Source organism: Nostoc sp. C96 (assembly GCF_059384975.1).
In genome coordinates this window covers 5,479,355-5,506,010 of record NZ_CM182020.1, presented here as the reverse complement: position 1 = coordinate 5,506,010, position 26,656 = coordinate 5,479,355, and the positions used below count along the sequence as shown (strand labels likewise).

The following is a 26,656-nucleotide window of genomic DNA, read 5'->3' as shown; positions in this document are numbered from 1 at the left end:
ACTGGTAAAGTTGCAAAAGAACAAGCATCTAGTGTCAGCTAGGAGGAAAGCGTTGTGAAAGCAGTCTTAATGACAGCAGCTGGTAGTCCCGAAGTATTGCAATTACAAGAAGTACTAACCCCAAGTATTCCTTTAGATAATACGCAACTTTTAGTCCGCTTGGTGGCGGCTGGGATTAACCCGATTGATACTAAACTTCGCAAACGTGGTACCTTTTACCCTGATAAAATGCCGGCAATTTTAGGCTGTGATGGTGCAGGTATTGTTGAAGCTGTGGGTGCTGGTGTACAAAAGTTTCGTCCGGGGGATGCAGTGTATTTTTGCTATGGTGGCTTGGGTGGACACCAAGGTAATTATGCCGAATATACTATTGTGGATGAGCGATTTGTAGCGCGTAAACCCGCCTCTGTGTCTTTTGCGGAAGCAGCCGCAGCACCATTAGTATTAATTACTGCTTGGGAAGCTTTATACGAACGGGGAAGATTAGAACCAGGAGAAAAGGTGTTAATTCATGCTGGTGCTGGTGGTGTCGGCCATGTTGCAATTCAATTAGCTAAACTCAAAAATGCTACTGTCGCCACTACGGTGAGTTCTCAGGAAAAAGCGAAATTTGTCCAACAACTTGGCGCAGATTATCCAATTTTTTACAAACAAACAGATTTTGTCCAAGCAATCTTAGATTGGACTAATGGAGAAGGAGTAGATTTAGCTTTTGATACTGTTGGCGGTGAAACTTTTCAAAACAGCTTTCCAGCCGTGCGGGTATATGGCGATATTGTGACGATTCTGGAACCTGATGCGAATACTGTGTGGAAAATTGCAAGGAATCGGAATCTCCGTATTGGCTTGGAGTTAATGCTAACACCGATGCTATTAGGAATGGATGAAAGTCTGCAACATCATGCGGAAATTTTGGAACAGTGCGGGAGTTGGATGGAAGAAGGTAAGTTGAAAATCCAAGTTAATCATCAGTTTTCGTTAAAAGATGCAGCAAAAGCCCATGAATTAATTGAAACTGGTGCGATCGCAGGTAAAATTGTCCTGCTGATTAGTGATGAATGATTGACATTTGAGTAAATTATATTTTCCACGCCAAGGTACGCTGAGGGAAGCGCGGAGGTTCGCGGAGAATCTGATACTTGTGTTCCTCTGCGTTTTATTTTTGAGTTTTTTATTACCTTTGTCTGCTGTAGCTGCACAGACACAATTAGAACGTACACCCCTAACTCTGGAACTATTACAAGAAAGATTAAGCAAACCCATACTCCGCGAAGGTAATTTAACTGTGGATTTGCGAGAGATGGTGATTGATTTGCGTCCAGAAAATGGTAGTTTTCGGGATGCTTTTTATCAGTTATTGCGGAAAGAATTACAAAAAGCTGGTGCGAAACCTTTGGGTTTAGATCTCAGCTATTCTGTGATTCAGGGGGATTTTGTCGGTAGTGATTTGGGTTTACGCACACCTTTATATGCTCAGGCGATCGCACCGATTTTCACCGCTACAGAACAAGCACAATTAGAAAGTTTACGTCTAGTTTGTTTACAATCACTAGCGATCGCTTTACCTAACTCTAAAGATTGTCGCTCACTTTTGGCAACTGATGCAAATTCCTCTGCTGAAATTAATGTTTTCCGTGGTACTTTAACTCTGGTAAATACGCGCTTTAATGGGCAAGTACATTTCCTCAATACATTCTTTCTTCAATCTGTAGATGCCCAAAATGCGACTTTCTTACAGCCAACAAATTGGAGTGAAGCTAGATTTAGTCGTCTGGTTAGCTTTATGAATGCTACTTTTCGGCAAGCTAGTAATTTTCAAGGGAGTATTTTTTTTGATAAAGCTAATTTTAAACAAGTTCAATTTCAAGAAATTGCTGATTTTCATAGTAGTTTCTTTGCTCAAACCGCTAACTTTAACCAAGCGTTGTTTAAGCAGTTAGCTAAATTTAACAAAGTACAATGGCAAAGTAATACTAATTTTTCTGATGTACGCTTTGCTAATCAAGTTCAATTTACCAAGGCAAATTTTAATCAGTTTTTATTGTTGACAGAAGCCACTTTTGAACAAGCTGTGAGTTTTCGGGAAGTCCAATTTAATCAGCCTATAAATCTGCACGGTGCGAGTATCTTGAATTTAGCAGACTTTAGTGATGCGAGTTTTGCTAAAAATGCTTTTTTAAATGTATCTGGATTAAGTTTTAACTCTAACCAAGCCAAAATCTTAGGTAATCTTGGTCAAATTGGCAAAATGTTTTGTGTAACTAGTTTACAAGGTAATCAAAATATTCTGCGAAATTTAGGACAAAATTTTCGTCAGCAACAGCAAATTGCCGATGCTAATCAACTGGAGTATACCAAACAGCGGCTCAGATTAATTGAATTAAGTCAAAGTTTACTGAGAACAAACATTAATAGTGCATCTATAAATCGTTTGATTAACTTGGGTTTTTCAGCAACACAAGCAGACGCAATCATTAAGCGTCGGGCGATCAGAATGTTTCGTTATAGTAATGAGTTATTAACTTTAGCAGATATTGATTTAGAAACATATAATAAACTCAATAATCGCCTGAGTTTTACTGAACCTCTAGCTTTAGGCGGATGGATATTACAAGCTTGGAGTTTGTTCGCTTTAACTCTATTACTGTTATTAAGTGGTTATGGCACAAATTTTTGGTTAGTTTTTGGTGTAGGTGGTGTGGCGATCGCTTATTTTGGGTTACTATTTTGGCTAGTAGATCGTTACCGTCGTCTCCGTCCTGTAGTAATTATTCCCACATATTACGAAACTGTCTCTATATTAATAGGTTTTAGCTGTTTAGAATTTTTTAGTTTGTTAGCTATCTTTCGCAATGCCGAACAGCCTTGGTTAACCTTGGGATGTTTATTGCTCATTATTATCCCTGTACCAATAACTTTAATAGTACGATTATATCAACAGGGACGCTATCACGATTTAATGGATGTTTCTTACTTCACTGAGGATGGAACTTTTCGACAATTAAGATTATTGATTGGACGTTTACCAGTGATACCGAGAAACTCCACATTTCGAGAAAGATATATGCCATTATTAAGCGATCGCCGCTGGAATTGGCTGAATTATTATGACTTTAGTCTCAACAATTTAGTGCGATTAGGGTTTAATGATATTCGTCTGCGCGACCAACATTTACCAGGAATTATTGCTACCCTTGCTTGGTATCAGTGGAGTTTAGGTGTACTGTATATTACCCTAATTTTGTGGACACTTTCGCGCACAATTCCCGGATTGAATTTGTTGATTTATCTGAAATAATGCTCATCAGTGAATGTCTAATTCAAGCAACGGAGTTTTTTGTGTATACCTTAAAAACCTTGCAATCTGGTGATGAAGCATGGCTAGAAAATTTTCTATTGCAACACGCTGACACTTCCATGTTTCTGCGATCAAATTGGCGCGAAGCTGGACTACTCGACCAAGGTGGAAGGTTTCAAGGAACATACGTAGCTGCGATCGCTGATGCAACTATAGTTGCAGTGGCCGCCCATTATTGGAATAATATGCTTGTCATCCAAGCACCAGTGCATCTGGCGGAAGTGGTGCAAGCAGCGGTAGCGCAGTCTCATCGCCCGATTTCGGGAATTGCAGGCCCAACAGCACAAGTTGAGGCTACTAAGCAAGTATTGGGACTTATGAAGCGACCAACTCAGCTTGATGAAAGCGAGAGATTGTTTTCTTTAGCATTGCAAAACTTACAAGTACCTCCAGCTTTATTAGAAGAAGTGGAATGTCGATTACCTTATCCTGAAGAGTTTGATTTACTCAGCCAGTGGTGTGCTGAATTCAATGCAGAAGCATTAGCACACACTAAAACTCCTGATTTAATCTTAAATTGCCGCCGTGAACTAGAAGCACGCCAAGCTAGAGCTAGACACTGGGTGTTAGTACTAAAGGATACCCCTGTAGCTTATACCACATTCAATGCTTGGTTGCCAGAAATTGTGCAGATTGGTGGAGTCTGGACACCACCACCACTTAGGGGTAAAGGTTATGCCAAATGTGTAGTAGCTGGCTCATTATTAGAAGCGCGATCGCATGGTGTTGAACGCGCTATATTGTTTACTAATCTAGAAAACTACCCAGCCCAAGCAGCATACCAAGGTATCGGTTTTCGTCCGACTGGGGAAGAGTTTGGTTTAGTAATTTTTAGCGATTAGTAACTCGAAAAATACTGCTAGTCCTCTAAATCCACTCAAAACCTTGTGTTGCTAAATAATCCTTTACTGGCTCCAAAATCTCTTGATTAATCACTAACTTGACTTTTGGTACATTTAGGTAAAGTCGAAAACGCTGCACAAACCAACTATTAGCAGGCTCAATTTTCCTAATTGCACTCCAAGGAATCAACAACGGCGGTAGCCAAAAACTCAATAAAGGAAAGATACTTAAATAAATTCCTTGGCGACTAACACCAACATTCAAAGTTCCTTTGTAATAAAGCCAACCCACAGAACCATGTTGCATCCGCCAAAAGTTTGCAGGTGGTGATTCGTAGGTACGATAGTGCTTGGCAAGACGATTCCAATTAAGATGCAAGACAAATATTGTCAGTAAAGGAAAAAATAGAGCTAGAGCCGTGAAATACCAATCAGGGATGCGCGACATTTGTTTGTCAAGATTGATGTTTTAACTGTCATAACAATTCTGCATCAAAGTGCATATAACGTTTTTAGTTTGATAGAACTTACGCACTCGTGACGAAAAGTCAGCCTTTGCGATTACTTCGCTTTGCTTGTAATGACGTAAAATCTTGGGCTGTGTGTACGTCCTGTTGGAGTCATGATAAATAACAAATAGTAAAATTCTGAGGTAAATTAATATAAACTTTTCCATTCCTCTTACTTAACAATTAGTTATAAACTATCTCCATTTAGTTCTATTTACCGACAATGGAGCATTTATTTTGTACATATATCTTAGCGCCTGATTGAAATCAGAAATTTAAATTTTATTTGCAATATAATAATTGCCAGTTTAACAAACTGTAAAAATTCCTATTTAGGCAAAAAAGCTTAATAAAATATTTAGGAAATATCCTGTAAAAGACATTTAAAAAAGAGCATAATTTTTCTTAAAAGGAACTATTATTTAGCCTTGCTAGTTCTGTGCAGAGTTTTGATTTATTGGTGCAAACACTAGGGCTGAAACAACGGTAATTTAAGCTTTTTTGCTTCGTACTATATATGCTGAACAGACATATCTAAAAAGAACTAGTAGAAAAGCTACTCAAAAGTATAAATAGCGGATATGTTATTGGCATTAATGAGTCTATTTATTGGCACATTGGCATTGATGTCAAAATTGGCGATCGCTTAGTTTTTTTAAGGAGAATATCTTCTATGGCTCGTAAGAAAAAATCATCGGGTTCTAGATTTCAACATTTACTACATACTAGATGTCCTATCTGTTGTATTGTTCCACCTCACATGTTGGAACACGTAGCTGTAAATGGTAATCCTCAGCAACGTGCTTGGGCATTTCATACATTAAATGTTTCAGCACAGTTCCAGGGGCGACGAAATGTTGTCGGGAATATTTTCTTGTCTCCTTCTCCTGGTGAAAAGCGACGGACTATCTACGACGCAAAAAATGGACAACAACTTCCTGGTACTGTGGTACGGCATGAGGGTGATCCTCCAAGTACCGATGAAGCAGTGAATGAAGCTTACGATGCTGCTGGTGCTACTTATGACTTATATTATGAGGTGTTTGAACGCAACTCCATTGATGATAAGGGTTTGCGTTTAGATTCTTCCGTACATTATGGTGTTAAATATGATAACGCCTTCTGGAACGGCGACCAAATGGTTTACGGTGATGGTGACGGAGAATTATTTCAACGCTTCACTAAATGTATTGATATTATTGGGCATGAGTTAACACATGGAGTCACTCAATACGAAGCTGGTCTGCAATATTATGGCGAACCAGGGGCTTTAAATGAGTCATTTTCTGATGTTTTTGGTTCATTAGTGAAACAAAGGCTAAAAAATCAAACAGCCGATCAAGCAGACTGGATTATTGGTGAAGGTCTTTTAGCACCGGGTGTAAAGGGTATTGGGATTCGCTCAATGAAAGCCCCAGGAACAGCCTATGATGATCCTGTACTGGGCAAAGATCCACAACCAGCACACATGCGAGATAAGTTTACTGGTTGGGAAGATAATGCAGGAGTGCATATAAATTCCGGTATCCCCAACTATGCTTTTTATTTAGCAGCAGTTGAGATTGGGGGCTATGCTTGGGAAAAAGCCGGGAAAATTTGGTACATTGCTTTGCGCGATCGCTTGCGTAACCAAGCACAATTTAAAACCGCAGCTAACATCACTATCCAAGTTGCAGGCGAACTTTATGGTATTGACAGCCTAGAACAAAAAGCTGTACAGAATGCTTGGCAAAAAGTAGGAGTACTTTAGTGGATAGTAATGAGCAATGATGAATCATGAATCAACAATGGCTTCATAATTCATGATTGATCATTCCGAATTTTTACTGTATTTTTCATTGTTGCTAAACTGGGGGAAGATAGTCATTTTCTCCCAGTTTTTGTATGCAACGGAGACTTAACAATGCGGATTACCTTTGAACGTACAGGCGGCTTTGCTGGGATAACCAAAAAAACCACCCTTGACACCAACACACTACCAGCAAAAGAAGCTAAAGAACTACCATTATTAGTCCAAGCGGCTGATTTATTTCATTTACCTGCACAAATTCCCGCGCCTAATCCTCAAAGCGATCGCTTTCAATATAGGTTAACTGTAGAAGACAACGATAAACAGCACACAGTAATCGTCAGTGAAGCAGCCTTACCAGGAACTTTAAGACCTCTCATTGAATGGCTAAATAACGCAGCCAAGCAAAAATAATTCCCAGGGGCTAGAGACTAGTATTTTTACAAAGCTTCCCAAGCGGTACCTTTGTAACCATAGTCAAAAATTTCTGGATGCAGCATTTCTGCCAAAATTTCTAAAGAATCTACTAATCGTGGCCCTGGACGGTTGAAGTAAGAATTCCCATCCGTAATATAAACTCTGCCTGTCTGATTGGCGTGAAGTTTTTGCCATTCTGAACGTTGAGTTAATAAATCAGCTTCTTTGCGAGTACGAATTAAATCAAAGCCACAAGGCATAAATATTATTACGTCTGGATTGCTGGCGATGAGTGTGTCCCATTCCAAAAGTACCGAAGGTTTACCTGGAACACTAAATAGTGACTGTCCGCCCGCCAAGTTGACTAATTCGGGAATCCAGTTTGCTGCTGTCATCAAAGGATCTGTCCACTCAATACAAGCAACTTTAGGCAATTCGTTAAGTGAAAGTCCCTGAATTTTTTGTTGAGTAATTTTAACTCTAGCTTCTAAATTTTCTAGTATTTTTACTGAATCTACATTAAAGATATGAGCAACTTGTTCAATATCAGCCCACACATCTTCAATCAGATTAGGCTGTAAAGAAATAATTTTTGGTGAAGTTGAGACAAAATTAGCAACTGCTTTTTCAACTTCTGGTAAGCTGACTGCACAAACATCACACTGATCTTGAGTCAGAATGTGAGTAGGTTGTAACTGCTCTAAAACCTCAGTTTTAATTTGATAAATACTCAGTGCCGATTGCAACAAATCATTGACTTTAGCGTGAATATTGCCGCTAGGCTCATCAGTGCTTAAGCGGGCTTGTGTACAGACAGGAAGATTTTTGATTTCTGGGGGATAGTCGCACTCATGCGATCGCCCCACAATTGCATCAGCTAACCCCAGCGTGGCTAAAATCTCCGTTGCACTTGGTATCAAAGAAACAATTCTGATATTGCTATTAGTCATTGCATCATCTCCAGAACATCTGCTTACAGTTCAATTTTTACAAACTTTAAATAAATAAGTATCTTTCTGTAGGAGAATGCCGCAAATTGTTACTGCCGTGATTAACTGAATAAATTGACTATTTAAGAAAATTTCATAAATCAATATATTTCCGTACTGATTACTCCCATTGTATGAGATATCTTCTTCAGGAATGATACTATTTTCGTGCCTTCTATGCTATTGGGTGGTAAGCATTAATAAATAGTTCCGGAAATCAGGTGTATTTTGAAAGTGTATGAGCTTATTAATAGCATAGTAGCTATATAGAGTTTATCTCTTAAACTCATAAAGTTTTTAACAAACATCCATTCCGCACGTAGTTATATACCAGATGATTGCCAAAGGTGGATGACTAATAATAATGTAATTTTAGTGGTATATATTGCACTGACATCAAAGATTTTAATGAAAAAAATATACTATCCGGATATGAAAAACCCTGTGGGGTAGTTGTAGTTATAAAAGATGGTTCTATTTCTGTGATAGCTCTGCCAGACGTGGTAATTACTTAACAGGTGTAATAGATGCAATTAGCAGTGGTGAATGATAGCAAACAAGAGATTGTGCAAATCAGAGAAAATGAGCAACGTAAACAGATTCAATCCCTAGTGCAATTGGCCAGGAGCAAGACATTCCAAAAAGGTAATCTCAAAGCAACCTTACAAGAAATTACCGAAGTAGCAGCAAAAACACTGGCTGTGGAGCGAGTTGGCGTATGGTTATACACTGCTGATCACACCTCAATTGAATGTAAAAATTTGTATGACTTGAAGAAAAAAATACATATATCAGGTCAGACATTATTAAAAGCAAATTATCCTAATTATTTCCAAAGTTTAGAAGTGGAGCGCAGTCTAGCAGTTAGTGATGCTATTAACGATAATAGAACCCAAGAATTAGCCGCATCTTATTTAAAAGTATTCGGCATTACATCATTACTAGATGCACCAATTTGGCTGGGAGGACGAGTGGTAGGTGTAGTATGCCATGAACACTTTGGAGACATCCGCCAGTGGACTGTAGATGAAGAAAACTTTGCCAGTTCAATTGCCGATTTTGTCGCCTTAGCCATAGAAGCAAACGATCGCCATACCGTACAAGCAGCGCTACAAAAAAGTGAAGCCAAGTTTCGCGCCATATTTGAGCGTTCGTCTATTGGTATTGGACTTGCAGATATCAAAGCTGAGATAGTAGATATTAATCCCACCTTATCGCAAATGCTGGGATACAGTCGGGAAGAACTGTATGGTAAGTACTTTATCGATTATATTTCCCACCAAAAAGGAGATTTAGAAGTATATAAACAACTAATATCAGGAATGCGCGATCGCCTTGAAATCGAAAAACATTTTCGACATAAAAATGGTCAGTTAGTTTGGACTAACCTCTCAATTTCTATGATTCCTGGGAGTAATGGCACACCGGAGTTTTTTCTGGCAATTATAGAAGATATTACTGAGCGCAAACAAACAGAATTAAAACTCCGCACCTCTCAAGCAGCCGCAGAAGCGGGTAATCGCGCCAAAAACGAATTTTTAGCCACAATGAGTCATGAACTGCGAACTCCTTTAAATGCAATTATGGGATTATCACAGTTGTTGCAACATGGAATGGTTGGTTCTTTAAATGAAAAACAACAAGAATATATTAATTGTATATATAGTAGCGGAGAACATTTACTAGCAATTATTAACGATATTCTTGATTTATCAAAAGTAGAAGCAGGTAAAGAAGAACTAAATTTATCAACTGTATCGGTAGTAGATTTATGCAATTACGCCATTTCGACAGTACATGATCAAGCTAAAGAAAAAGGTTTAAACTTGATCAGCAAAATTGATCCACAGGCAGAAACTTGTAAAGTGGATATTCGTCGGATCAAACAAATGTTAATTAACCTGCTGACGAATGCGATTAAATTTACACCAGCAGGTCAGGTAAGTTTAGAAATTAATAAAGTTCCTGAAGGGATTACCTTTACAGTTGCAGATACTGGTATTGGTATAGATAGTAATCAATTTCAATTTCTCTTTGAACCATTTACACAATTAGATAGTCGCTTAAATCGCCAGTATGAAGGTACAGGCTTAGGTTTAGCCTTGACACGTAAATTAGCCCGATTACATGGTGGAGATGTAACAGTCGAATCTAAATTGGGAGAAGGCAGCCGTTTTACGTTATTTCTACCAGATCAAGTAGATCTAACCACAGATATCAACATAGTAGATGAAAATATCAATAAATTTTATGCACCTGCAAACAAATTAAATGAAAAACGTATTCTACTTGCGGAAGCAGAAGAAAATATAGCCATATTTTTACACGATTATCTCCAACTTATTGGCTATCAAGTTGAGTGGATAAATACTTTAGATAAATTATTAGAAAAAATTACAAATTTTCAGCCAAACTTAATTTTGTTAGATACGCAACTTTTGCCAAGTCAAGACTCCAGTGTATACCAAATATTGATGCAGGAATCTGAATTGCAAAATATTGCTGTGGTATTTATGGGTGGTAATGAAAATGAATTGCCAGAATTGAATCTGGGAAAAGCAGATAAATATGACTATATTTTAAAGCCAATTCGGATTGTTCAGCTTGAATCAATTTTGATGCGATATTTAAGCTAGTAACGTAAGGTGTAAGTCAAAAATCACAAATCATGTAAAGCAATTTGATATTGCAACATGAAAAAAGATTTAAATTGAGGAGCAAAAATTTCACAGTAAAATTATACTCAGAAAAATAGTTGTAAATCGCTAAATATAGCTTATTTATAGGCTGTATTTAGCTTTTTAACCGAAAAATATGACTATAGCTGGCTTTTAGACATTTGCAGTACTCCGTAATGGGTGTAGCATTTCCCAAAACGTACATTGTTCACGCCGAAGTTATAGTAGTATGAACTATTGACCCTTGACTATGGAATAAATGAAAAATTGCTACTGACGATCCACTGATCTAGCGAAGTAAACTAGAAGGAATCTTATGACTCCTGTGGTGTAACACCGACCTATGTCGCTAAAAATAGATCGTGGACTGTTTAAATATGACTTTATAGACCATCATGCAGTTTTGTGCGTTTCAGTGGATGCGGATGTGAAAGAGATCCGCAAGCGTTATCTGCAAATTGCTCGTCGTTTGCATCCTGATAGTAATGCTTCTGCCACTCCTGGGGAAAAAAAGCTGGCTAGTGAATTATTATCTAAGTTGGTTAACCCAGCTTATGAAGCGCTATCTGGTGATCGCAGCCGCACAGAATACATGATAATTTTGTCTCAAATGGGTAAGCGTTTGGTACAAGATTCGTCTTCTATAGAACTTACCACCGATTTAGCCAGACAGCTGGCGGCGGCTCCCAATATTGATCATTCCTATAAAACTGCGATCGCTAAAATTGCTGAAACCCAATACAATTCCTTACAGCAAGTAATACCTATCATTGCTCAAATTAGTGAGTTGAACTTAGTCTATTTAATGCGGAGTGCGGGTAAAGCTTTCTCTAGCCAATCGGCTGCACCTAAATCTGCACCGAGCGCCAACACTCCTCCAGATACAGCAGCAGCACCGCCACCACCGCCAGCACCACCAAAAGAAGACTCAGCCGCAGAACAATATATTCGGCGGGCGCAAGGTCTAATTGAGAAAAACCAATTTGCTCAAGCCAAAGTCGAGTTGCAGGATGCACTGAAACTCGCACCCAAGAGTGGCCGCTGTCATAGTTTGATTGGCTTGGTCTATTTAAAGCAAAATCAGCTAAAAATGGCCAAGATTCATTTTGACAATGCTTTAAAATTAGACCCGACCGACCAAATAGCGGCCACATGGAAACCTAAAATAGATAAAGCTTTGGGTCAACAATCAGGTGGTTCTAAAGCGACTCCATCTGCCAAAACTGGGAATACACAACCAGATAAATCGGGAGGTGGAGGTTTATTTGGAGGTTTGTTTGGTGGGAATAAAAAATAATGGTGTATCAACCAGCAGCGGGAGCGAGGGATTTATTACCTTTAGATGTGGCTCAAAAACGCTGGATTGAAGATAGGTTACAGCAAGTGTTCCATCGTTGGGGATATCACAAGATTATTACCTCAACGCTGGAACGGATGGACACTTTAATGGCGGGAGAAGCAATTCAACGCCAGATGGTGATTCAACTGCAAAATTCGGAAAATGAAGAATTAGGATTGCGTCCAGAACTGACAGCTTCCATTGCTCGTGCTGTAGTTACGCGTATGGAAGCTGTTACTTATCCGCAACGACTCTATTATCATGCCAATGTCTTCCGACATATTTGGGAAAATCGGCACAATCGTCAGCAAGAGTTTTATCAAGCTGGTGTGGAACTTCTAGGTGTTGGCGGATTGCGGGCTAATGCTGAAGTACTGCTGTTGGTGGGTAATTGTTTAGACGCATTGGGTTTGAGGGATTGGCAGATAGTTTTAGGCGAGGCGGGAATTACACGATCGCTTTTGCAAGCTTTTCCAGCTAATTTACAAGCCAAAGTGCGTCAGGCGATCGCTCACCTGGATCGTGTAACTATAGATACTTTACCGCTAAGTGAAGATTTGCGCGATCGCGCCAGAATCATGCTCGACCTGCGCGGCAAAAGTCAAGACGTATTACAAAAAGTCAGTAGTCTGGGTTTAGACGCAGAACAGCAAGCAGCAGTAAATAGCCTAAAATCTCTAGTAGATTTACTAGAAAAAGAAAGGAATTTTCCGGTAATTTTGGATCTCAGTTTAATCCAGACCATTGACTACTACACAGGGATTGTCTTTGAAATAGTCAACAATAGCGATTACCCAGCCAGAGTTTTAGGGCGGGGTGGTCGCTACGACCAACTTTTAGGACTGTATCACCCCCAAGGCGAAAACATCCCCGGCATTGGTTTTGTCCTCAACATTGAAGATTTATACCAGGTTCTTTTATCTAGCCAGCAATTGCCGCAAGAGATCCCTGCCAGCAACTGGTTAGTAGTACCAGAAACCGAACATGCTGAGGCGGCAGCTTTTGCATATTCCCAAAAACTCCGTGATTCTACTCATCTAGTCATAGTAGAAATGGAATTAGGAGGCAGAGATGCACAAGCTATCCGTCAGTATGCCAGCGATCGCCGAATTGCCCAAATCGCTTGGATTAAAGCCGATGGCTCCCCCACAATAGAAAGTATTAGCCAATAGTTCAGAGTCAACGGTCAATCAAGAGAGGGAATCTATCAAATGCCACACACAATTGTGACTGATGTTTGTCAAGGTGTTGCCGACTGCGTAGATGCTTGTCCTGTAGCTTGCATCCATGAAGGGCCTGGCAAAAATGTTCAAGGAACAGATTGGTACTGGATTGACTTTACTACCTGCATCGATTGTGGGATATGTTTCCAAGTATGCCCAGTAGCAGGGGCGATCGTTCAAGAAGAACGCCCAGATTTGCAAAAAACACCTTGAAGAAGAATTCAGAAGCTAGAATTCAGAATCAATTAGGCATTGCTTGAGTTTAAGGGTGTGGATGTATGGGAGTACAGGTGTTCAAAATCCTCGCACCACTACATCTTTGCACACATATTATTCAACATATAGGCATTGGATTAACTTCACCAATGCCTATTTTTGTATTCATTCATAAGACTGCAACTCAGTACCCTATAAAAAATTTATATAATCTTGATATCTTCTTTGTAAAAGTTGATAGACTGTCTACTTGATTACCTCAGTTAGCAACCTCAGCTAAATCAGGAAAATAAGTAATACTTGCATTTCCTTTAGAACAAGATATTGAAATTCATGAAAGAACTAAGTAGTTTTTCTAGTGTTAAGTTTTTAACTTCTAGTATAGCTACGTTAGCTATTAGCTTGATCTCAAGTCAAAGTGCTACAGCAGCAACGATTGCTCTTGGCTTTACCAAGCTAACAGGTGTAACTGGTGGTTCTCCGGCAACTACTGCTGTTTATCGTGCCGAAATTCCGGTTTTAAGCTTTGGTGAGATTGCTTCCATTGTAATTAAAGATATTAGTAATGGGACTGGTGGCACTCCTGGTAATGTCAGTGGCTTTGATTTAGATGGGATCAAACTTAGTTACCTTGCTGTTGACAGCGCCGCCGCCGCGAAAAACATCCCTATTTCAGATTTAGTAGACGTTTTTGATTTTACTCCCACAGGAACGATCTTGACTCCAGGAAGCCAGCGTCCTCCTACAACTCCGCCATTGTTTGGCACTACAGGCGGTAATGTCAATAATGCTGTGGCTACGCTGGGAAATTTTGATGCTAATTCTACTACTGACCCCAGGAGAATTTTTGGATTTTTCAGCTTGGGAGACAATGGTCAAGTAGAATTTAAACTCAAAAGTCCTGTTTTTACAAATAGTCCGTTATATCTTTACATCGGGGAAGTCGGCGACAATGGTGAAGTTGCAGCCGGAGAAGTGATTGTTTCACAGCCAGCCAGTCCTGTTCCAGAACCTAGTGGTCTCGCTGTGTTATCTTTGGCGGGGATATATTTGGCAGTTCGCCACCGCAAAAAAAACAAGTCTCAATAATTTTCCCTAGAGTTATATACAATCTGATGTGATTGCTGAAATTATTTGTGTAGAGAGGAAATGGGGAACAGACAAAAGTTTCATTCGCGTTTCTGAGAGAGAAGACATAGCATTATAAAATTCGATTAATTTAAGGATTGTATGTCAGGTTCAGTTGATCACTCTGCCCCAATACTCGAAGTAAACAATGTCCATGCTGGTTACATCAAAGATGTGGATATTCTGCAAGGTGTGAATTTTCGGGTAGACGCAGGAGAATTGGTGACAGTAATTGGCCCCAATGGTGCGGGTAAATCCACCTTGGCAAAAACTATTTTTGGGCTTTTAACACCGCATACAGGCACAATTACTTTTAAAGGTGAGAATATTGCTGGACTGAAATCAAATCAGATTGTTAAGAAAGGCTTGTGTTATGTACCACAGATTGCTAACGTCTTCCCTTCTTTGAGTGTGGAAGAAAATTTAGAAATGGGTGCTTTTGTGAGTAATGCACCTCTCAAACCAGTCAAAGATAAAATATTTGCCATGTTTCCCAAATTGAGCGATCGCCGTCGTCAACGGGCTGGTACACTCTCTGGAGGAGAACGGCAAATGCTGGCGATGGGCAAAGCATTGATGTTAGAACCCAGTTTATTACTGTTAGATGAACCATCGGCGGCTTTATCGCCTATTTTGGTAACTCAGGTATTTGCCCAAATTAAGCAAATTAACCAGAGTGGTACTGCGATCGTACTTGTAGAACAAAATGCGCGGAAAGCCTTAGAAATGGCTCATCGTGGTTATGTTTTGGAGTCTGGACGGGATGCGATTTCTGGACCTGGTCAAGAATTATTAACAGACCCGAAAGTGGGTGAATTGTATTTAGGTGCAGGTAAGGGTCATTAAAAAAGAATAGGACTTACGCAAGTGTCAGATTTTTTTCGTTTAGGCTGTCAATAGTCAATGATCAACAGTCCAAAAAAACCTTGATTTTTGACCATTGACCTTTGAGTTTATGATTTAGTGTGCATACTAAAAAAAATATAAATAAATGCCAATAGCTCAAAAGTGGTTGACTAGAAAAGCTAATCAATCAGTGCTTGTTTTGCTGGTCGGAGGATTATTATTTCGAGCCATAATTGCTTTTTGGCTTTACCCTACATTTGATGAAGCTTACTACTATCTATACAGTTTGCATCTCAACTGGAGCTATTTTGATCATCCTGCGATAGTTGCTTTTACGACTGGGTTTGGTACTTGGTTAACTGGAGACGTATCACAATTTACTATTCGTCTAGGAGCTATACTTTGCCATACAGGCAGTTTGATATTTTTATATTTGACTAGTCAGAAAATATTTTCTGCCAAAGCTGCCTATTTTACTTTGGCAATTGCTACCATCTGTCCAATTTTTCAAATTGGCTTTGGTATCCTGAGTCTACCAGATAGCCCGCTGATGTTTTTTTGGTCGGCTAGTTTGTATTGTGCAGTTACTGAATTTCTGCGTCAGCCTCATTCATATATTCCTAGCTATCGTTTAGCTATTTTGGGAATTTTGGTCGGGTTAGCCTGTAATAGCAAATATCATGGGTTTATTTTGGGGCTAGGGTTACTTGGGTTTTGTTTCAGTAGTCCACCACATCGAGTTGTATTGCGATCGCCTTGGGCATGGTTCAGTTTAGGATTATTTATCATTACCATCTCCCCAATTGTGTTTTGGAATATGCAGCATGATTGGATATCGTTTAGTTTTCAATCAGCGCGAGCCGTACCAAAAACTGGCTACAATTTGCTGAGTGTATTATTAGTTTATTTAGCTCAGATAGCCTATTTGTTCCCAACCCTAGGTTTTCCTTTATGGCATATAAGTTTGCAACCAATATTTAGAAAAATCAATCAAATTTTTACTAAAAAATCAATTACTTACAAAGATGATTTCCCGACAGAAAAACTCTTAATTTTATGGGTTTCTCTCCCCTTAATTTTAGGGTTTACTTTTATTGGCGGATATCGGCAAATTCTACCAGCTTGGACAATGCCAGGATTTTGGGGAATCACTTTATTATTAGGACAACAAGCTGTCATTTGGGAGCAGAAATCCCGGCTTTGGGTGCGGCGATGGCTATTAGGTTCGGGAATTATGGTTGCTAGTATTATCCTAATTTTACTGTTGCAATTGACTTTAGGAATTTTCCAAAAACCCAGTCAATATGCCTTGTTAGGAGGATTCTTACCTGTTCAGAATGATCCTTCTACAGAACTAATTGATATTCAACAACTGCGACGTAGTTTTAGTGAATCGCCAATTCTCAAAACAGCCCTACAAAATTCTAGTTTTATCTTTACCAATCGCTATTATTTAGGTGGGCCAATTGCCATGTCTCTGGAACCTCTAGCGCAAATTCCCATCACTTGTTTTGATATTGGTAATGATAACCGTGGTTTTGCTTTTTGGTCTAGATCTGAACAATGGATAGGAAAAGATGCACTATATATTACTACTGCACCGTTTAACTTGCGAGAAGATTTAATGGCTAGTTATCGCAATCATTTTCGCAGTGTAGAAGAGATTGAACAAATAGTAATTCGCCGTGGTGGCGTGGCTGTGAATATTGTTTATGTCTATCAGGCAAAAACACTGCTTAAACCTTATCACCGTTCTTACGGAGTTTAATAATGCGATTACTTCGCTGCGCTCGTAATGACAATTTAAAGGGGGTCACCGCAGTGGGAGGATGTTCAATGCGATCGCGCAATACTTAATAATGGAGAAAAGGGAAGTAATATAAGTTACTTCCCCCTGTTTCCGCTGCTGGAAATATGGATAATTATGAACGCGATATGTAACCTATTTTGATAACCGCGTTGATTAATATTCTGGAACCGAAGGATCAACTTCTCGACTCCAAGCGGTGATACCGCCTTTGACATTTATCCCCGTAATCCCTGCATCTTTAAGGATACTGAGGGCTTTGGCAGAACGACCACCCATCTTACAATGAGCAATTAAACGGTGTCCGTTCAGGATTTCTTTCACTTGAGCTACACCATTACCATTTTCAATATCTGGTAGTGGTACTAAAACCGAACCAGGAATTTTCGCAATGTCGTACTCGTGAGGGTTCCGCACATCTAACAGGACAAAATCTTTAGCACCGCTATCTAGCAACGCCTTTAATTCTGTCACAGTCATTTCGGCAATTTCTTGCTGTTGTTTTGCTTCTTCCGCCTTAGCTTGAGTGATACCGCAGAATTGTTCGTAGTCTATCAGCTTCTCAATTACAGGGCGAATGGGGTTAGGACGCAGTTTCAATTCCCGGAATTTCATCTCTAAGGCGTTGTACAGCAATAGCCTACCGCTTAAAGTATTGCCATTGCCGAGAATAATTTTCACAGTTTCTGTTGCTTGGATGACACCAATAATTCCGGGTAAAATTCCCAAAACGCCACCTTCTGCACAGGAAGGAACCATCCCTGGTGGTGGTGGTTCTGGATATAAGTCGCGGTAGTTCGGCCCACCTTCGTAGTTAAATACCGTTGCTTGGCCTTCAAACCGGAAAATCGAACCGTAAACATTGGGCTTGTTTAGCAACACACAAGCATCATTGACAAGATATCTGGTGGGGAAGTTATCAGTTCCATCCACGACGATATCGTAAGGACGAATTATATCTAGGGCGTTTTCGGAACTCAAGCGAGTTTCGTATAAATCAACCTGACAATGGGGGTTAATTTCGTGAATGCGGTTTTTGGCTGATTCAATTTTGGGTTTACCTACCCAAGTAGTACTGTGAATCACTTGACGTTGCAGGTTAGAAGTATCAACAACATCAAAATCCACAATACCAATGCGTCCGACACCTGCTGCGGCTAAATATAACAGCAGTGGCGCACCTAAACCGCCTGTACCAATACACAGTACACTGGCTGCTTTGAGGCGTTTTTGTCCGTCTACCCCGACTTCTGGCAAAATCAGGTGGCGGGAGTAACGTTCGTAGTCGTCTTTAGTCAGCTGGATTTCTTCCAGGTTGGGATTTAACATAGCAATTTTGCTGTGGACGAGCGAATTATTAATGGTATCGAAAAACGATGTCGTTATTTAACTTAAGTAGCTAAATTTATGCTATTGATTGACTCTGCTTGAAACTGATGCTGGTCGTCAAGACTCCAACTGAGGAGTTGATCAGCTCTGCCATTTTGGACGGAAACTATTATATACGAGTATGCTGGCCAAGCATACTGGCGATCGCATTCGGAAGGAATTGCTGGATTGTCAGGATGGGAATGATAAATGCCAATTATATTTAACGATTTATCCCGTGCTGTTTTTTGTACTTGTAACATAACTTGGGGTGCGATCGCATATCTTCGTCTTTCGCTGTATTCTGTTTCGTTATGAGCGAAGTTGCTTGACTCAGCACTCCAGGCGTTGGCGGTGGGGATAATTTCGACGACGGTTTTGGTTTGATTCTCTAGATAACCAAGGATGATACCGCAGCATTCTTCGGGGTAGGTGCTTTCGGCATGGCTGCGGATCATTTGGATGTGTTGTGGCAAAAGTTTAATAACTGCTGTATTCAAAAATTTCGACTCTGCTGGTCAATAAACGAGACAAAAAGTTGCTTGAATTCTACTACACTGCTAATCAGGCGATCGTAATTAGATGGATTGAGAATATCTAACTCATAACAGAGTATAAGTCTTAGTTTAACGTTATTTAAACAAATAGGGTGAGCAATGCCCACCCTAATAGTCTCTACTCTTTGTTATGCAACAATGTTCACTCAGCAATTCAAATTGACTAGAATCTGAGGCTATGAAAATTTGCACTCTTTATTAACCAGATGCGGAATAAATCAAGCTACTAATGTGACTTTTCCTGTTGCTATCTCATAACGACCGCCAGCAATTTTGAGTTTCTTTTCTTTGATCAGGCTTCTTAAGATTGTTGAACTTTCTTCTAACCTTTTTACCTGATATTGCACATTAGATATTACAGAATTATCTTCTAAATTGCCTGGTTTATTTCTCACCATTTCTACGGCTGGTTTTATTTCTTCCACAAAAGCACCAATTCTACCTGGGAGTGGGTCACCTTTAACAGCAGCTGAGACTGCACCACATTTTGTATGTCCTAAAACTACTATTAATGGCGCACCTAATACAGCTGTGGCAAATTCTAAGCTACCAATACCTTCTGGGCTAACAATATTACCAGCTACCCGTACAATAAATAAGTCTCCAAATCCCTGATCAAAAACAATTTCGGCTGGAACTCTAGAATCTCCACAGCCTAGTATTGCTGCAAACGGATATTGACCCGCAGAAATTTCTTGTAAACGCAATTTTGATTGATTTGGATTCATGCGTTTATCTTCTATAAATCTTTTATTACCATCCATTAATGTTTTTAAAGCTTCTTGAGGATCTACTATTTGAGGTTTTGGTTCAGGCTTAGATGGTTGTTGGGCAATAGCTTTTTCTCCTTGCCAAATTATACTACCAGTGGCACTAGCACCAACAGCAACACTGCCTATACCTGCTAATTTAATAAAATTACGCCGCCCAACAAATCCATTAATTCTACTCATTAGTCAACCTCACTTCCAAAAGGAAATTTATCCTAAATTGCTGTTTTCAACATCAAGTTAAATCCTGGTACCTGAAACTTCGAGCGCCACTTAGCATATCGCGTTATCAAGGTAAAGATAAATTGATTGATTTAGCTTAGGAATTTCAAATTTTTACCATAGACTGAAATATATCAGAGTAAGGTATTTCATTTGAACTTAATTTGCATACAAGAATAATATGCTTAACTGTGGTGTTAGTCTATGGTTGATTTTCTTTGTATAGAAGTAATAAGTAGGGTTTATGATAGTCCTAAATATTCCTCAACTACAAGAACCCCGACTTTTACTAAAAGCCGAGGTTATAAGCCTCTCAATTTTCACCAAATAGATCGGCTGGCTACATCCAGCTATAAATTAAGGAATGAGATTAACTTTGCCAGTATCGATATCGTAGCAAGCACCAAGAATTTTGAGTTTGCCTGATTGCAACCTCTGACCTAATATGGTGGAACTTTGTTGCAATTTTTTCGCCTGATACTGCACATTGGCAATGACGGCATCAGTAGAATTCAGTTTGTTTAATGCAGGTTTGATGCTCTCAGCTACACGACCAATCATACCAGGCATGGGTTCGTTTTTACTTGCAGCAGCAACAGCACCGCATTTTGTATGACCCAACACGACAATCAGTTGTGTGCCTAATACGGCTGTAGTATATTCCAAACTACCAATAACCATATCACTGGCAACATTACCAGCAACTCGTACCACAAATAAATCTCCTAGTCCTTGGTCGAAAATAATTTCCGCCGGAACTCTGGAATCAGCACAACCTAAAATAGCCGCAAAAGGGTACTGTGCTTTGGCGACTAATTGTAAACGTGCTAATGATTGATGGGGATATTGGCGTTTGTATTGGATAAATCGTTGGTTCCCATCCAGCAAAAGTTTTAAAGCTTGATTTGGGTTAACTGGATTAGGGTTAGCTGGATTAACATCAGCGATCGCAGTTTTCTGACTCCCACCTATCAGGCTACCACCAATCGTCGTAGCGGCGATCGCTAAACTACCTGTACCAGCAAATCGCAAAAAATTCCGGCGACCAATAAATCCATTAATTCGTGTCATTAATCTACCTGACAACATTTTCGTTGTGATCAGGAAGATATCAAACTTCAACTGGTAGGAAGAGTACTTGCTAACACGGTTTTCTAGTTATTTAACATGGAAGCGATCGCACTAACAGATAATACACTAAGGACACAAGTAACCAATATCATCTGCTTTCTGTTTATAATCTTTGATGTTAATGAAAATTCTCTGCCCTCACGACGTTAATTAAGCACAATAAGTTTCTAAGTTGGGAAACTTGGTGATGCTGTTAAAGAAGTTTCTGTATTTACATTCATTGCACCTTGAACTGTCAGCACTGAACAGGGTGCATGATGCAGGACGTAATTACTAACACTACCAAGAAACAATTCACTAATGCCACTCAAACCACGCCGACCGATAACTATGACATCGGCGTTCCAAGTGTCAGCGACTTCACAAATCATCCGACTAGGATCGCCTAGTTCTTGGGTAAATTCTGCTGATATACCTTTGGCGATCGCTTGATTTATCAGTAATGTTAAAAATTCAACTCCTTGTTGCTTTAATTTTTCCCATTCTCCTAAGTAATACTCTAAATTATGGCTTTGAGATGAGGTATAACCGCTATGTATTTCACCTTCGGAGGTGTTAAGAAAGTCATTATTAAAAGGAGAAATAACTTGCAAAACCATCAATTCTGCATTACTTAATATGGCTAATGATAGAGCTTGTTCAAACACATAATGACCAATTTCTGTATTATTAACTGCTACTAAAATTTTCTTAAACATAAATTAAAATCCTTAGTCATTAGTCTTTTGGTTATGGCAAAAAGTTAGGAAGTAGAAGGCTAAAGCATAAAACTTCAGCCTTCAGACTTCACACTTCATTCTTTTTCTTCAGCCTTGGCAATTTCTAATAATGTCTTGAGTACGGAATCAGGGTTGAGACTGATAGAATCAATTCCTTGTTCGACTAAGAAACGGGCAAATTCTGGATAATCGCTAGGTGCTTGACCACAAATCCCAATTTTGCGACCATATTTCTTCACAGTAGCGATCGCATTGGCAATGGTTCTAGTCACGGCTTCATCCCGTTCGTCAAATAAATGGGCGACCAATTCAGAATCCCGATCTAATCCCAAGGTCAATTGGGTTAAATCATTTGAACCGATAGAAAAACCATCAAAAATTTCACTAAATTTATCTGCTAGTTGCACATTACTGGGCAATTCACACATCACATAAACTTGCAGTCCGTTTTCGCCTCGCACCAAACCATGTTGCGCCATTTCGGCTAATACACGCTTACCTTCTTGGGGAGTTCGACAGAAAGGAATCATGAGAATCACGTTGGCTAAACCCATCTCATCTCGAACTCGCTTCATAGCCTGACACTCTAGGGCAAAACCTTCACTATAGCGGGGGTCGTAATAACGAGAAGCACCACGCCAACCAATCATCGGGTTTTCTTCTTTGGGTTCAAATTGCTTACCACCCAAGAGATTGGCATATTCATTACTTTTGAAATCCGATAACCGCACGATTACAGGTTTAGGATAAAAAGCTGCGGCGATCGTGCCAATACCTTGTGCTAGTTTATCAACAAAGAATTTAGATTTATCTTCATACTGGGCAGTTAACTCAGTAATTTTGTATCTTGCCAATTCATCTTCTAACTGATCAAAATGAATTAAGGCTAAAGGATGGGCTTTAATGTGGTTGTTAATAATAAATTCCATCCTGGCTAATCCCACACCATCATTCGGAATCGCTGTTAAACCGAAGGCTTCTTCAGGATTAGCCAAATTCATCATAATTTGCGTATGGGTGCGGGGCAATTTCTCCAAAGGCAACTCTTGTACTTCGTAAGATAATAAACCTTGATAAACTTTCCCGGTTTCACCTTCAGCACAACTCACAGTAATTTCTGTACCAGTTTTGATGACAGTTGTTGCATTACCACTCCCAACAAGCGCCGGAATTCCCATTTCTCTAGCGATAATCGCCGCATGACAAGTCCTTCCGCCAGAATTGGTAACAATTGCACTCGCCCGTTTCATAATTGGTTCCCAATCAGGGTCGGTGCGGTTAGTAACTAGCACTTCTCCCGGTTGAAATTGGTTGATTTGGCGCACATCAAGAATTACTCTGGCTTTACCTTGGCCAATCATCTCGCCAACGCTGCGACCTGTCAGCAGTACCTCACCCTTTTGTTTGAGTTGATATTGTCGCAGAACATTTTTGGTTTTTTGCGACTGGACGGTTTCTGGACGCGCTTGCACAATAAATAATTCATTGGTCAAACCGTCTTTCGCCCATTCAATATCCATCGGGGTGTAAGTTCCCCGCACTTGAGAATAGTGTTCTTCAATAATGCAAGCCCAGTTAGCTAGTTGTAAAATTTCTTCATCATTGAGGGCATATTGATTCCGTTCTGCTGGTGGGACAGAAATATTTTTTGTTAATTTCAAGCCTTCTAGGTCATAGACCATTTTGATTTCTTTCGTACCCAGGCGCTTTTGAATAATTGGGCGATAACCCTGTCTGAGAGTTGGTTTAAACACCAAATATTCATCGGGGTTGACTGCACCTTGGACGACGTTTTCACCTAAACCATAAGCTGCGGTAATCAAAGCAGCATCTTTAAAACCTGTTTCGGTATCGATAGAAAACATCACACCAGACACTGCCAAATCAGAACGCACCATTTTCTGCACGCCAACTGATAAAGCAATATTGAAGTGATCAAAACCTTTAATTTGTCGATAAGAAATAGCACGGTCAGTAAAAATAGAGGCAAAACACTTATGACAGGCTTCTAAAACGGCTTGTAGTCCGTGGACATTTAAATAAGTTTCTTGCTGACCTGCAAAACTAGCATCAGGTAAATCTTCGGCGGTGGCGCTAGAACGCACAGCTACATCAGTATCAGCACCGTATTCTTGGCAAAGATTTTGATAAGATTGAGCGATCGCTGTTTGTAATTCTGCCGGAAACGGAGTTTGCAACATCAACATTCTCGCTTTTTTGCCACATTGCCGCAGATTCTGCACATCCTCCACATTTAAATCTGCAAATATCTCTCTCAGTTGTGCTTCTAATCCTGCCGCAGAAATAAAATATCGATAAGCAAAAGCAGTAGTAGCAAAGCCTGTAGGTACCTTTACTCCTTTACGCCGCAATTGCTGAATCATTTCTCCCAAAGAAGCGTTTTTACCGCCAACTAAAGGGATATCTGCAATTCCCACATTACTTAAAGGTAAGACAAAAGCTTCTTTTGGAGATTCTGAAAAAGATGCTGCTGAATTTAAAAATGTGTCTAGCATATTTGAGTTTCCATAACAGATAGTGATATCTAAGAACTTCTCACTATTTGGTCATTAGCGGTTTTCATAGCAACACATTCGATAGAAAAATTGTGTGACTTTAACCGATACTCAAAACGCAATATTTTGAGCTTAATTTTTATAAGTGTTGCCTCAGACGTTTTAGTAAATTGATTGGCTCTTAGGTCTCACACTCTTATTTATAGAAAGATAATTTGAGGAACTTGTGAGGATACAGCAATTAATCTGGACATGCTTGTTACTTATAGAGTTCTAATTGATACCAAAACTTTAACTTAAATTAGTTATTTTTTGTAACAGCACTGAATTGTAATTTTACAGAGGCATCACTGAGAACTTCAAAGTAGTTTTGAATAACCCTTTCCAAATTCAAAGTGTTCCCTGTAATGAAAAAGAGTTTAAGTTTCAGTGCTTTTTTAGTACTGCCGACAGTACTATGTAATTTAATTAATGTACAAAGTCTGACAGCTGCGATCATCAAACAAGTTCGTCCTTCATCAACTCCTCAAGAAGCCACAGTCTCAAAGCGTTATTTACTTAGCCAAACGACGAGTCCGAAAACATACTATGTCAGCGGTAGTGGTAGCGACACCAATAATGGACTCTCGACAGCATCTCCCTTTAGAACAATTCAAAAGGCTGCCAATCTCACTAACCCTGGTGATACCGTACTCATCATGAATGGCTTGTACACAAATAGCCATTCTGGATATGTACTTTCAGTTCAACGCAGTGGTACAGCCAATGGTTGGATTTACTATAAAGCCTATCCTGGACATACACCAAAGATTAAACACAACGCCTGGAATGGAGTGCTAATTAGTAACGGTTCGTCTTATATTGAGATTAACGGCTTAGAAATTGAGGGGAATAATCCCAATATCACCCTTGATTATGCTTTGAGTCAAAAAACCAACACTTCCAATCCACTAACAAGCGGAAATTGCATTACTGTTGATGGGCGCAAAAATAATCATCTGCATCATATTCGGATTTTGAACAATAAAATCCATGATTGTGGTGGTGGAGGTATTGCTGTAATGCAAGCAGACTACATCACACTAGACCGTAATGAAGTTTACAACAATGCTTGGTACTCTGTTTTCGCAAACAGTGGAATTTCACTATATCAAAATTGGAATTCTGACACCAACCAGGGATACAAGATGTATGTGACTAACAATAAAGTCTACAACAATAGACAGTACATTCCTTGGATTTATAATGGCAAAATCACAGATGGTAGTGGCGTGATTATTGACGATGCCAAAAATACCCAGAATAACTCAACATTGGGTGCATATAAAGGTCGTACCTTTATTGCCAATAATATCTCATACAAAAATGGTGGTGGTGGCATCGTTGCTTATAAAAGTGAGAATATTGATATTATCAACAACACCACTTACATGAATAACCAAACTCCAGAGATTGATACTTCACAAATCTCTGCTACATCGGCAAATAATGTCAAAGTGTTGAATAATATTCTCTACGCTAACCCAGGTATGGCAGTGAGTAAAATTTGGGACAGCACTAACGTTACCTACAACTATAATGTATATGCTAACAGTACAGTCATACCGATTAAGGGTGCTAATGATATTCTAGCTGATCCACGCTTTGTCAATCCTGGAATTGCTGACTTCCGTCTTCAGTCAACTAGCCCAGCCATTAATACTGGTTATACATGGAGTGGGTTGAAAACAGATTTTGTCGGTAAGGCTCGTCCATCAGGTACAAAGTATGATATTGGAGCGTATGAGTATTAGTCTTGCTCAAGAAATGATATAAAAGATATTCCATCGGCTAATACAACTAGCTAATCAAACCCCTTCTCTTACCAGGAAAGGGGTTTATTGTTAGAGACTTTTTGGTATAAATAAATGGTTCAATTTGTATTGATAACAGCTTATATACCCTGACTTAAGCAATGCTAGTTCTGTGTAAGCGTTATTAAATTTTTAATGTATTTCATTAGTATATACACAGTTAATGCCTAATTAAACATTTTTATTGTAATTAGTAGATACTTACTCAATTAAGCTTACTTATTTGACAATTTGCTTAACGCTCAGGATACTATATGAGTCCCTTGAATTTATTGAGTCAAATATCTGTCAAGTGTATGGATTGTCCATAATTTTGTCAATCAATAGACTAAATCGGCTTGTCTATTATCTTGTTGGATAGGTGTTTCAGTAACAGTAA

The 26,656-nt window shown here is 39.3% G+C and carries 22 protein-coding genes; 14 read left to right on the top strand and 8 right to left on the bottom strand.

The window, feature by feature from the left end; all coding sequences use genetic code 11:
• Window positions 1–54 precede the first annotated feature (54 nt).
• From AC504W_RS23545 to AC504W_RS23535, 3 genes are read left to right on the top strand one after another with little or no spacing between them, the layout of a single operon-like run.
• The gene (locus AC504W_RS23545) at window positions 55–1,062 is read left to right on the top strand and encodes a zinc-dependent alcohol dehydrogenase family protein (RefSeq protein WP_494874625.1); all 1,008 of its coding nucleotides are present in this window, start codon (window positions 55–57) and stop codon (window positions 1,060–1,062) included.
• Between the two features lie 7 nt (window positions 1,063–1,069).
• Window positions 1,070–3,298, top strand: coding sequence for a pentapeptide repeat-containing protein (locus tag AC504W_RS23540; RefSeq protein ID WP_494874624.1), 2,229 nt, complete (start codon window positions 1,070–1,072; stop codon window positions 3,296–3,298).
• 41 nt (window positions 3,299–3,339) lie between these two features.
• Window positions 3,340–4,200, top strand: coding sequence for a GNAT family N-acetyltransferase (locus AC504W_RS23535; RefSeq protein WP_494874623.1), 861 nt, complete (start codon window positions 3,340–3,342; stop codon window positions 4,198–4,200).
• 25 nt (window positions 4,201–4,225) lie between these two features.
• Here AC504W_RS23535 and AC504W_RS23530 read toward each other — a convergent pair whose 3' ends face one another.
• The gene (locus tag AC504W_RS23530; RefSeq protein WP_494874622.1) at window positions 4,226–4,648 is read right to left on the bottom strand and encodes a hypothetical protein; all 423 of its coding nucleotides are present in this window, start codon (window positions 4,646–4,648) and stop codon (window positions 4,226–4,228) included.
• 734 nt (window positions 4,649–5,382) lie between these two features.
• Here AC504W_RS23530 and AC504W_RS23525 point away from each other — a divergent pair.
• On the top strand, window positions 5,383–6,459 hold the full coding sequence (locus tag AC504W_RS23525) for a M4 family metallopeptidase (RefSeq protein WP_494874621.1): 1,077 nt from the start codon (window positions 5,383–5,385) through the stop codon (window positions 6,457–6,459).
• A gap of 153 nt (window positions 6,460–6,612) precedes the next feature.
• A complete protein-coding gene (locus tag AC504W_RS23520; RefSeq protein WP_494879442.1) occupies window positions 6,613–6,912 on the top strand; it encodes a protealysin inhibitor emfourin in 300 nt (99 codons plus the stop codon).
• A 26-nt stretch (window positions 6,913–6,938) separates the two neighbouring features.
• Here the strand turns inward: AC504W_RS23520 and AC504W_RS23515 are convergent, their stop codons facing one another.
• Entirely contained in the window at window positions 6,939–7,865 is a 927-nt protein-coding gene (locus tag AC504W_RS23515) for a cobalamin-binding protein (protein ID WP_494874619.1), read from the bottom strand.
• A 566-nt stretch (window positions 7,866–8,431) separates the two neighbouring features.
• On the opposite strand from AC504W_RS23515, the gene AC504W_RS23510 reads away from it, so the two are divergent.
• The 7 genes from AC504W_RS23510 to AC504W_RS23480 all read left to right on the top strand — a co-directional run bounded on the left by AC504W_RS23510 (window position 8,432) and on the right by AC504W_RS23480 (window position 17,102).
• Window positions 8,432–10,540 (top strand): hybrid sensor histidine kinase/response regulator, encoded by a 2,109-nt coding sequence (locus AC504W_RS23510; RefSeq protein ID WP_494874618.1) that lies wholly within the window; start codon window positions 8,432–8,434, stop codon window positions 10,538–10,540.
• Between the two features lie 385 nt (window positions 10,541–10,925).
• A complete protein-coding gene (locus AC504W_RS23505; protein ID WP_494874617.1) occupies window positions 10,926–11,879 on the top strand; it encodes a J domain-containing protein in 954 nt (317 codons plus the stop codon).
• Entirely contained in the window at window positions 11,879–13,093 is a 1,215-nt protein-coding gene (locus AC504W_RS23500) for an ATP phosphoribosyltransferase regulatory subunit (protein WP_096580474.1), read from the top strand. Before AC504W_RS23505 ends, AC504W_RS23500 begins: the two co-directional genes overlap by 1 nt.
• Window positions 13,094–13,132: 39 nt before the next feature.
• Window positions 13,133–13,357 (top strand): ferredoxin family protein, encoded by a 225-nt coding sequence (locus tag AC504W_RS23495; protein ID WP_096580472.1) that lies wholly within the window; start codon window positions 13,133–13,135, stop codon window positions 13,355–13,357.
• A gap of 336 nt (window positions 13,358–13,693) precedes the next feature.
• Complete coding sequence (locus tag AC504W_RS23490; RefSeq protein WP_494874616.1) at window positions 13,694–14,449, top strand: PEP-CTERM sorting domain-containing protein; 756 nt, start codon at window positions 13,694–13,696, stop codon at window positions 14,447–14,449.
• Between the two features lie 141 nt (window positions 14,450–14,590).
• The gene (locus tag AC504W_RS23485; RefSeq protein WP_494874615.1) at window positions 14,591–15,334 is read left to right on the top strand and encodes an ABC transporter ATP-binding protein; all 744 of its coding nucleotides are present in this window, start codon (window positions 14,591–14,593) and stop codon (window positions 15,332–15,334) included.
• A gap of 145 nt (window positions 15,335–15,479) precedes the next feature.
• Window positions 15,480–17,102, top strand: a complete 1,623-nt coding sequence (locus tag AC504W_RS23480) for an ArnT family glycosyltransferase (protein WP_494874614.1) — start codon at window positions 15,480–15,482, stop codon at window positions 17,100–17,102.
• Between the two features lie 195 nt (window positions 17,103–17,297).
• Here AC504W_RS23480 and moeB read toward each other — a convergent pair whose 3' ends face one another.
• The 6 genes from moeB to ppsA all read right to left on the bottom strand — a co-directional run bounded on the left by moeB (window position 17,298) and on the right by ppsA (window position 24,424).
• Window positions 17,298–18,470, bottom strand: coding sequence for a molybdopterin-synthase adenylyltransferase MoeB (gene moeB, locus AC504W_RS23475; protein WP_494874613.1), 1,173 nt, complete (start codon window positions 18,468–18,470; stop codon window positions 17,298–17,300).
• A gap of 62 nt (window positions 18,471–18,532) precedes the next feature.
• Window positions 18,533–19,009 carry a M67 family metallopeptidase gene (locus AC504W_RS23470; protein ID WP_494874612.1) on the bottom strand — a complete coding sequence of 159 codons (477 nt, stop codon included), beginning with the start codon at window positions 19,007–19,009 and terminating at the stop codon, window positions 18,533–18,535.
• A gap of 275 nt (window positions 19,010–19,284) precedes the next feature.
• Window positions 19,285–20,019 carry a carbonic anhydrase gene (locus AC504W_RS23465; RefSeq protein WP_494874611.1) on the bottom strand — a complete coding sequence of 245 codons (735 nt, stop codon included), beginning with the start codon at window positions 20,017–20,019 and terminating at the stop codon, window positions 19,285–19,287.
• A 396-nt stretch (window positions 20,020–20,415) separates the two neighbouring features.
• The gene (locus AC504W_RS23460) at window positions 20,416–21,129 is read right to left on the bottom strand and encodes a carbonic anhydrase (RefSeq protein WP_494874609.1); all 714 of its coding nucleotides are present in this window, start codon (window positions 21,127–21,129) and stop codon (window positions 20,416–20,418) included.
• A 227-nt stretch (window positions 21,130–21,356) separates the two neighbouring features.
• Entirely contained in the window at window positions 21,357–21,887 is a 531-nt protein-coding gene (locus AC504W_RS23455) for a universal stress protein (RefSeq protein ID WP_494874608.1), read from the bottom strand.
• 95 nt (window positions 21,888–21,982) lie between these two features.
• Window positions 21,983–24,424 carry a phosphoenolpyruvate synthase gene (gene ppsA, locus AC504W_RS23450; RefSeq protein WP_494874607.1) on the bottom strand — a complete coding sequence of 814 codons (2,442 nt, stop codon included), beginning with the start codon at window positions 24,422–24,424 and terminating at the stop codon, window positions 21,983–21,985.
• A 90-nt stretch (window positions 24,425–24,514) separates the two neighbouring features.
• On the opposite strand from ppsA, the gene AC504W_RS23445 reads away from it, so the two are divergent.
• Together AC504W_RS23445 and AC504W_RS23440 are read left to right on the top strand one after the other, a co-directional pair.
• Entirely contained in the window at window positions 24,515–24,598 is an 84-nt protein-coding gene (locus tag AC504W_RS23445) for a hypothetical protein (RefSeq protein WP_494878748.1), read from the top strand.
• A gap of 233 nt (window positions 24,599–24,831) precedes the next feature.
• Window positions 24,832–26,217: a right-handed parallel beta-helix repeat-containing protein gene (locus AC504W_RS23440; protein ID WP_494874605.1), complete on the top strand. Its 1,386-nt coding sequence runs from the start codon at window positions 24,832–24,834 to the stop codon at window positions 26,215–26,217.
• Window positions 26,218–26,656: the final 439 nt, after the last annotated feature.

Bases quoted from the DNA above. Each gene is read 5' to 3' on its own strand.
- AC504W_RS23460 (WP_494874609.1), bottom strand. From the start codon at position 21,129: ATGACACGAATTAATGGATTTATTGGTCGCCGGAATTTTTTGCGATTT.
- AC504W_RS23490 (WP_494874616.1), top strand. From the start codon at position 13,694: ATGAAAGAACTAAGTAGTTTTTCTAGTGTTAAGTTTTTAACTTCTAGT.
- AC504W_RS23520 (WP_494879442.1), top strand. From the start codon at position 6,613: ATGCGGATTACCTTTGAACGTACAGGCGGCTTTGCTGGGATAACCAAA.
- AC504W_RS23465 (WP_494874611.1), bottom strand. From the start codon at position 20,019: ATGAGTAGAATTAATGGATTTGTTGGGCGGCGTAATTTTATTAAATTA.
- AC504W_RS23530 (WP_494874622.1), bottom strand. From the start codon at position 4,648: ATGTCGCGCATCCCTGATTGGTATTTCACGGCTCTAGCTCTATTTTTT.
- AC504W_RS23455 (WP_494874608.1), bottom strand. From the start codon at position 21,887: ATGTTTAAGAAAATTTTAGTAGCAGTTAATAATACAGAAATTGGTCAT.
- AC504W_RS23505 (WP_494874617.1), top strand. From the start codon at position 10,926: ATGTCGCTAAAAATAGATCGTGGACTGTTTAAATATGACTTTATAGAC.
- AC504W_RS23510 (WP_494874618.1), top strand. From the start codon at position 8,432: ATGCAATTAGCAGTGGTGAATGATAGCAAACAAGAGATTGTGCAAATC.
- AC504W_RS23480 (WP_494874614.1), top strand. From the start codon at position 15,480: ATGCCAATAGCTCAAAAGTGGTTGACTAGAAAAGCTAATCAATCAGTG.
- moeB (WP_494874613.1), bottom strand. From the start codon at position 18,470: ATGTTAAATCCCAACCTGGAAGAAATCCAGCTGACTAAAGACGACTAC.
- AC504W_RS23525 (WP_494874621.1), top strand. From the start codon at position 5,383: ATGGCTCGTAAGAAAAAATCATCGGGTTCTAGATTTCAACATTTACTA.
- AC504W_RS23485 (WP_494874615.1), top strand. From the start codon at position 14,591: ATGTCAGGTTCAGTTGATCACTCTGCCCCAATACTCGAAGTAAACAAT.
- ppsA (WP_494874607.1), bottom strand. From the start codon at position 24,424: ATGCTAGACACATTTTTAAATTCAGCAGCATCTTTTTCAGAATCTCCA.
- AC504W_RS23495 (WP_096580472.1), top strand. From the start codon at position 13,133: ATGCCACACACAATTGTGACTGATGTTTGTCAAGGTGTTGCCGACTGC.
- AC504W_RS23440 (WP_494874605.1), top strand. From the start codon at position 24,832: ATGAAAAAGAGTTTAAGTTTCAGTGCTTTTTTAGTACTGCCGACAGTA.
- AC504W_RS23500 (WP_096580474.1), top strand. From the start codon at position 11,879: ATGGTGTATCAACCAGCAGCGGGAGCGAGGGATTTATTACCTTTAGAT.
- AC504W_RS23515 (WP_494874619.1), bottom strand. From the start codon at position 7,865: ATGACTAATAGCAATATCAGAATTGTTTCTTTGATACCAAGTGCAACG.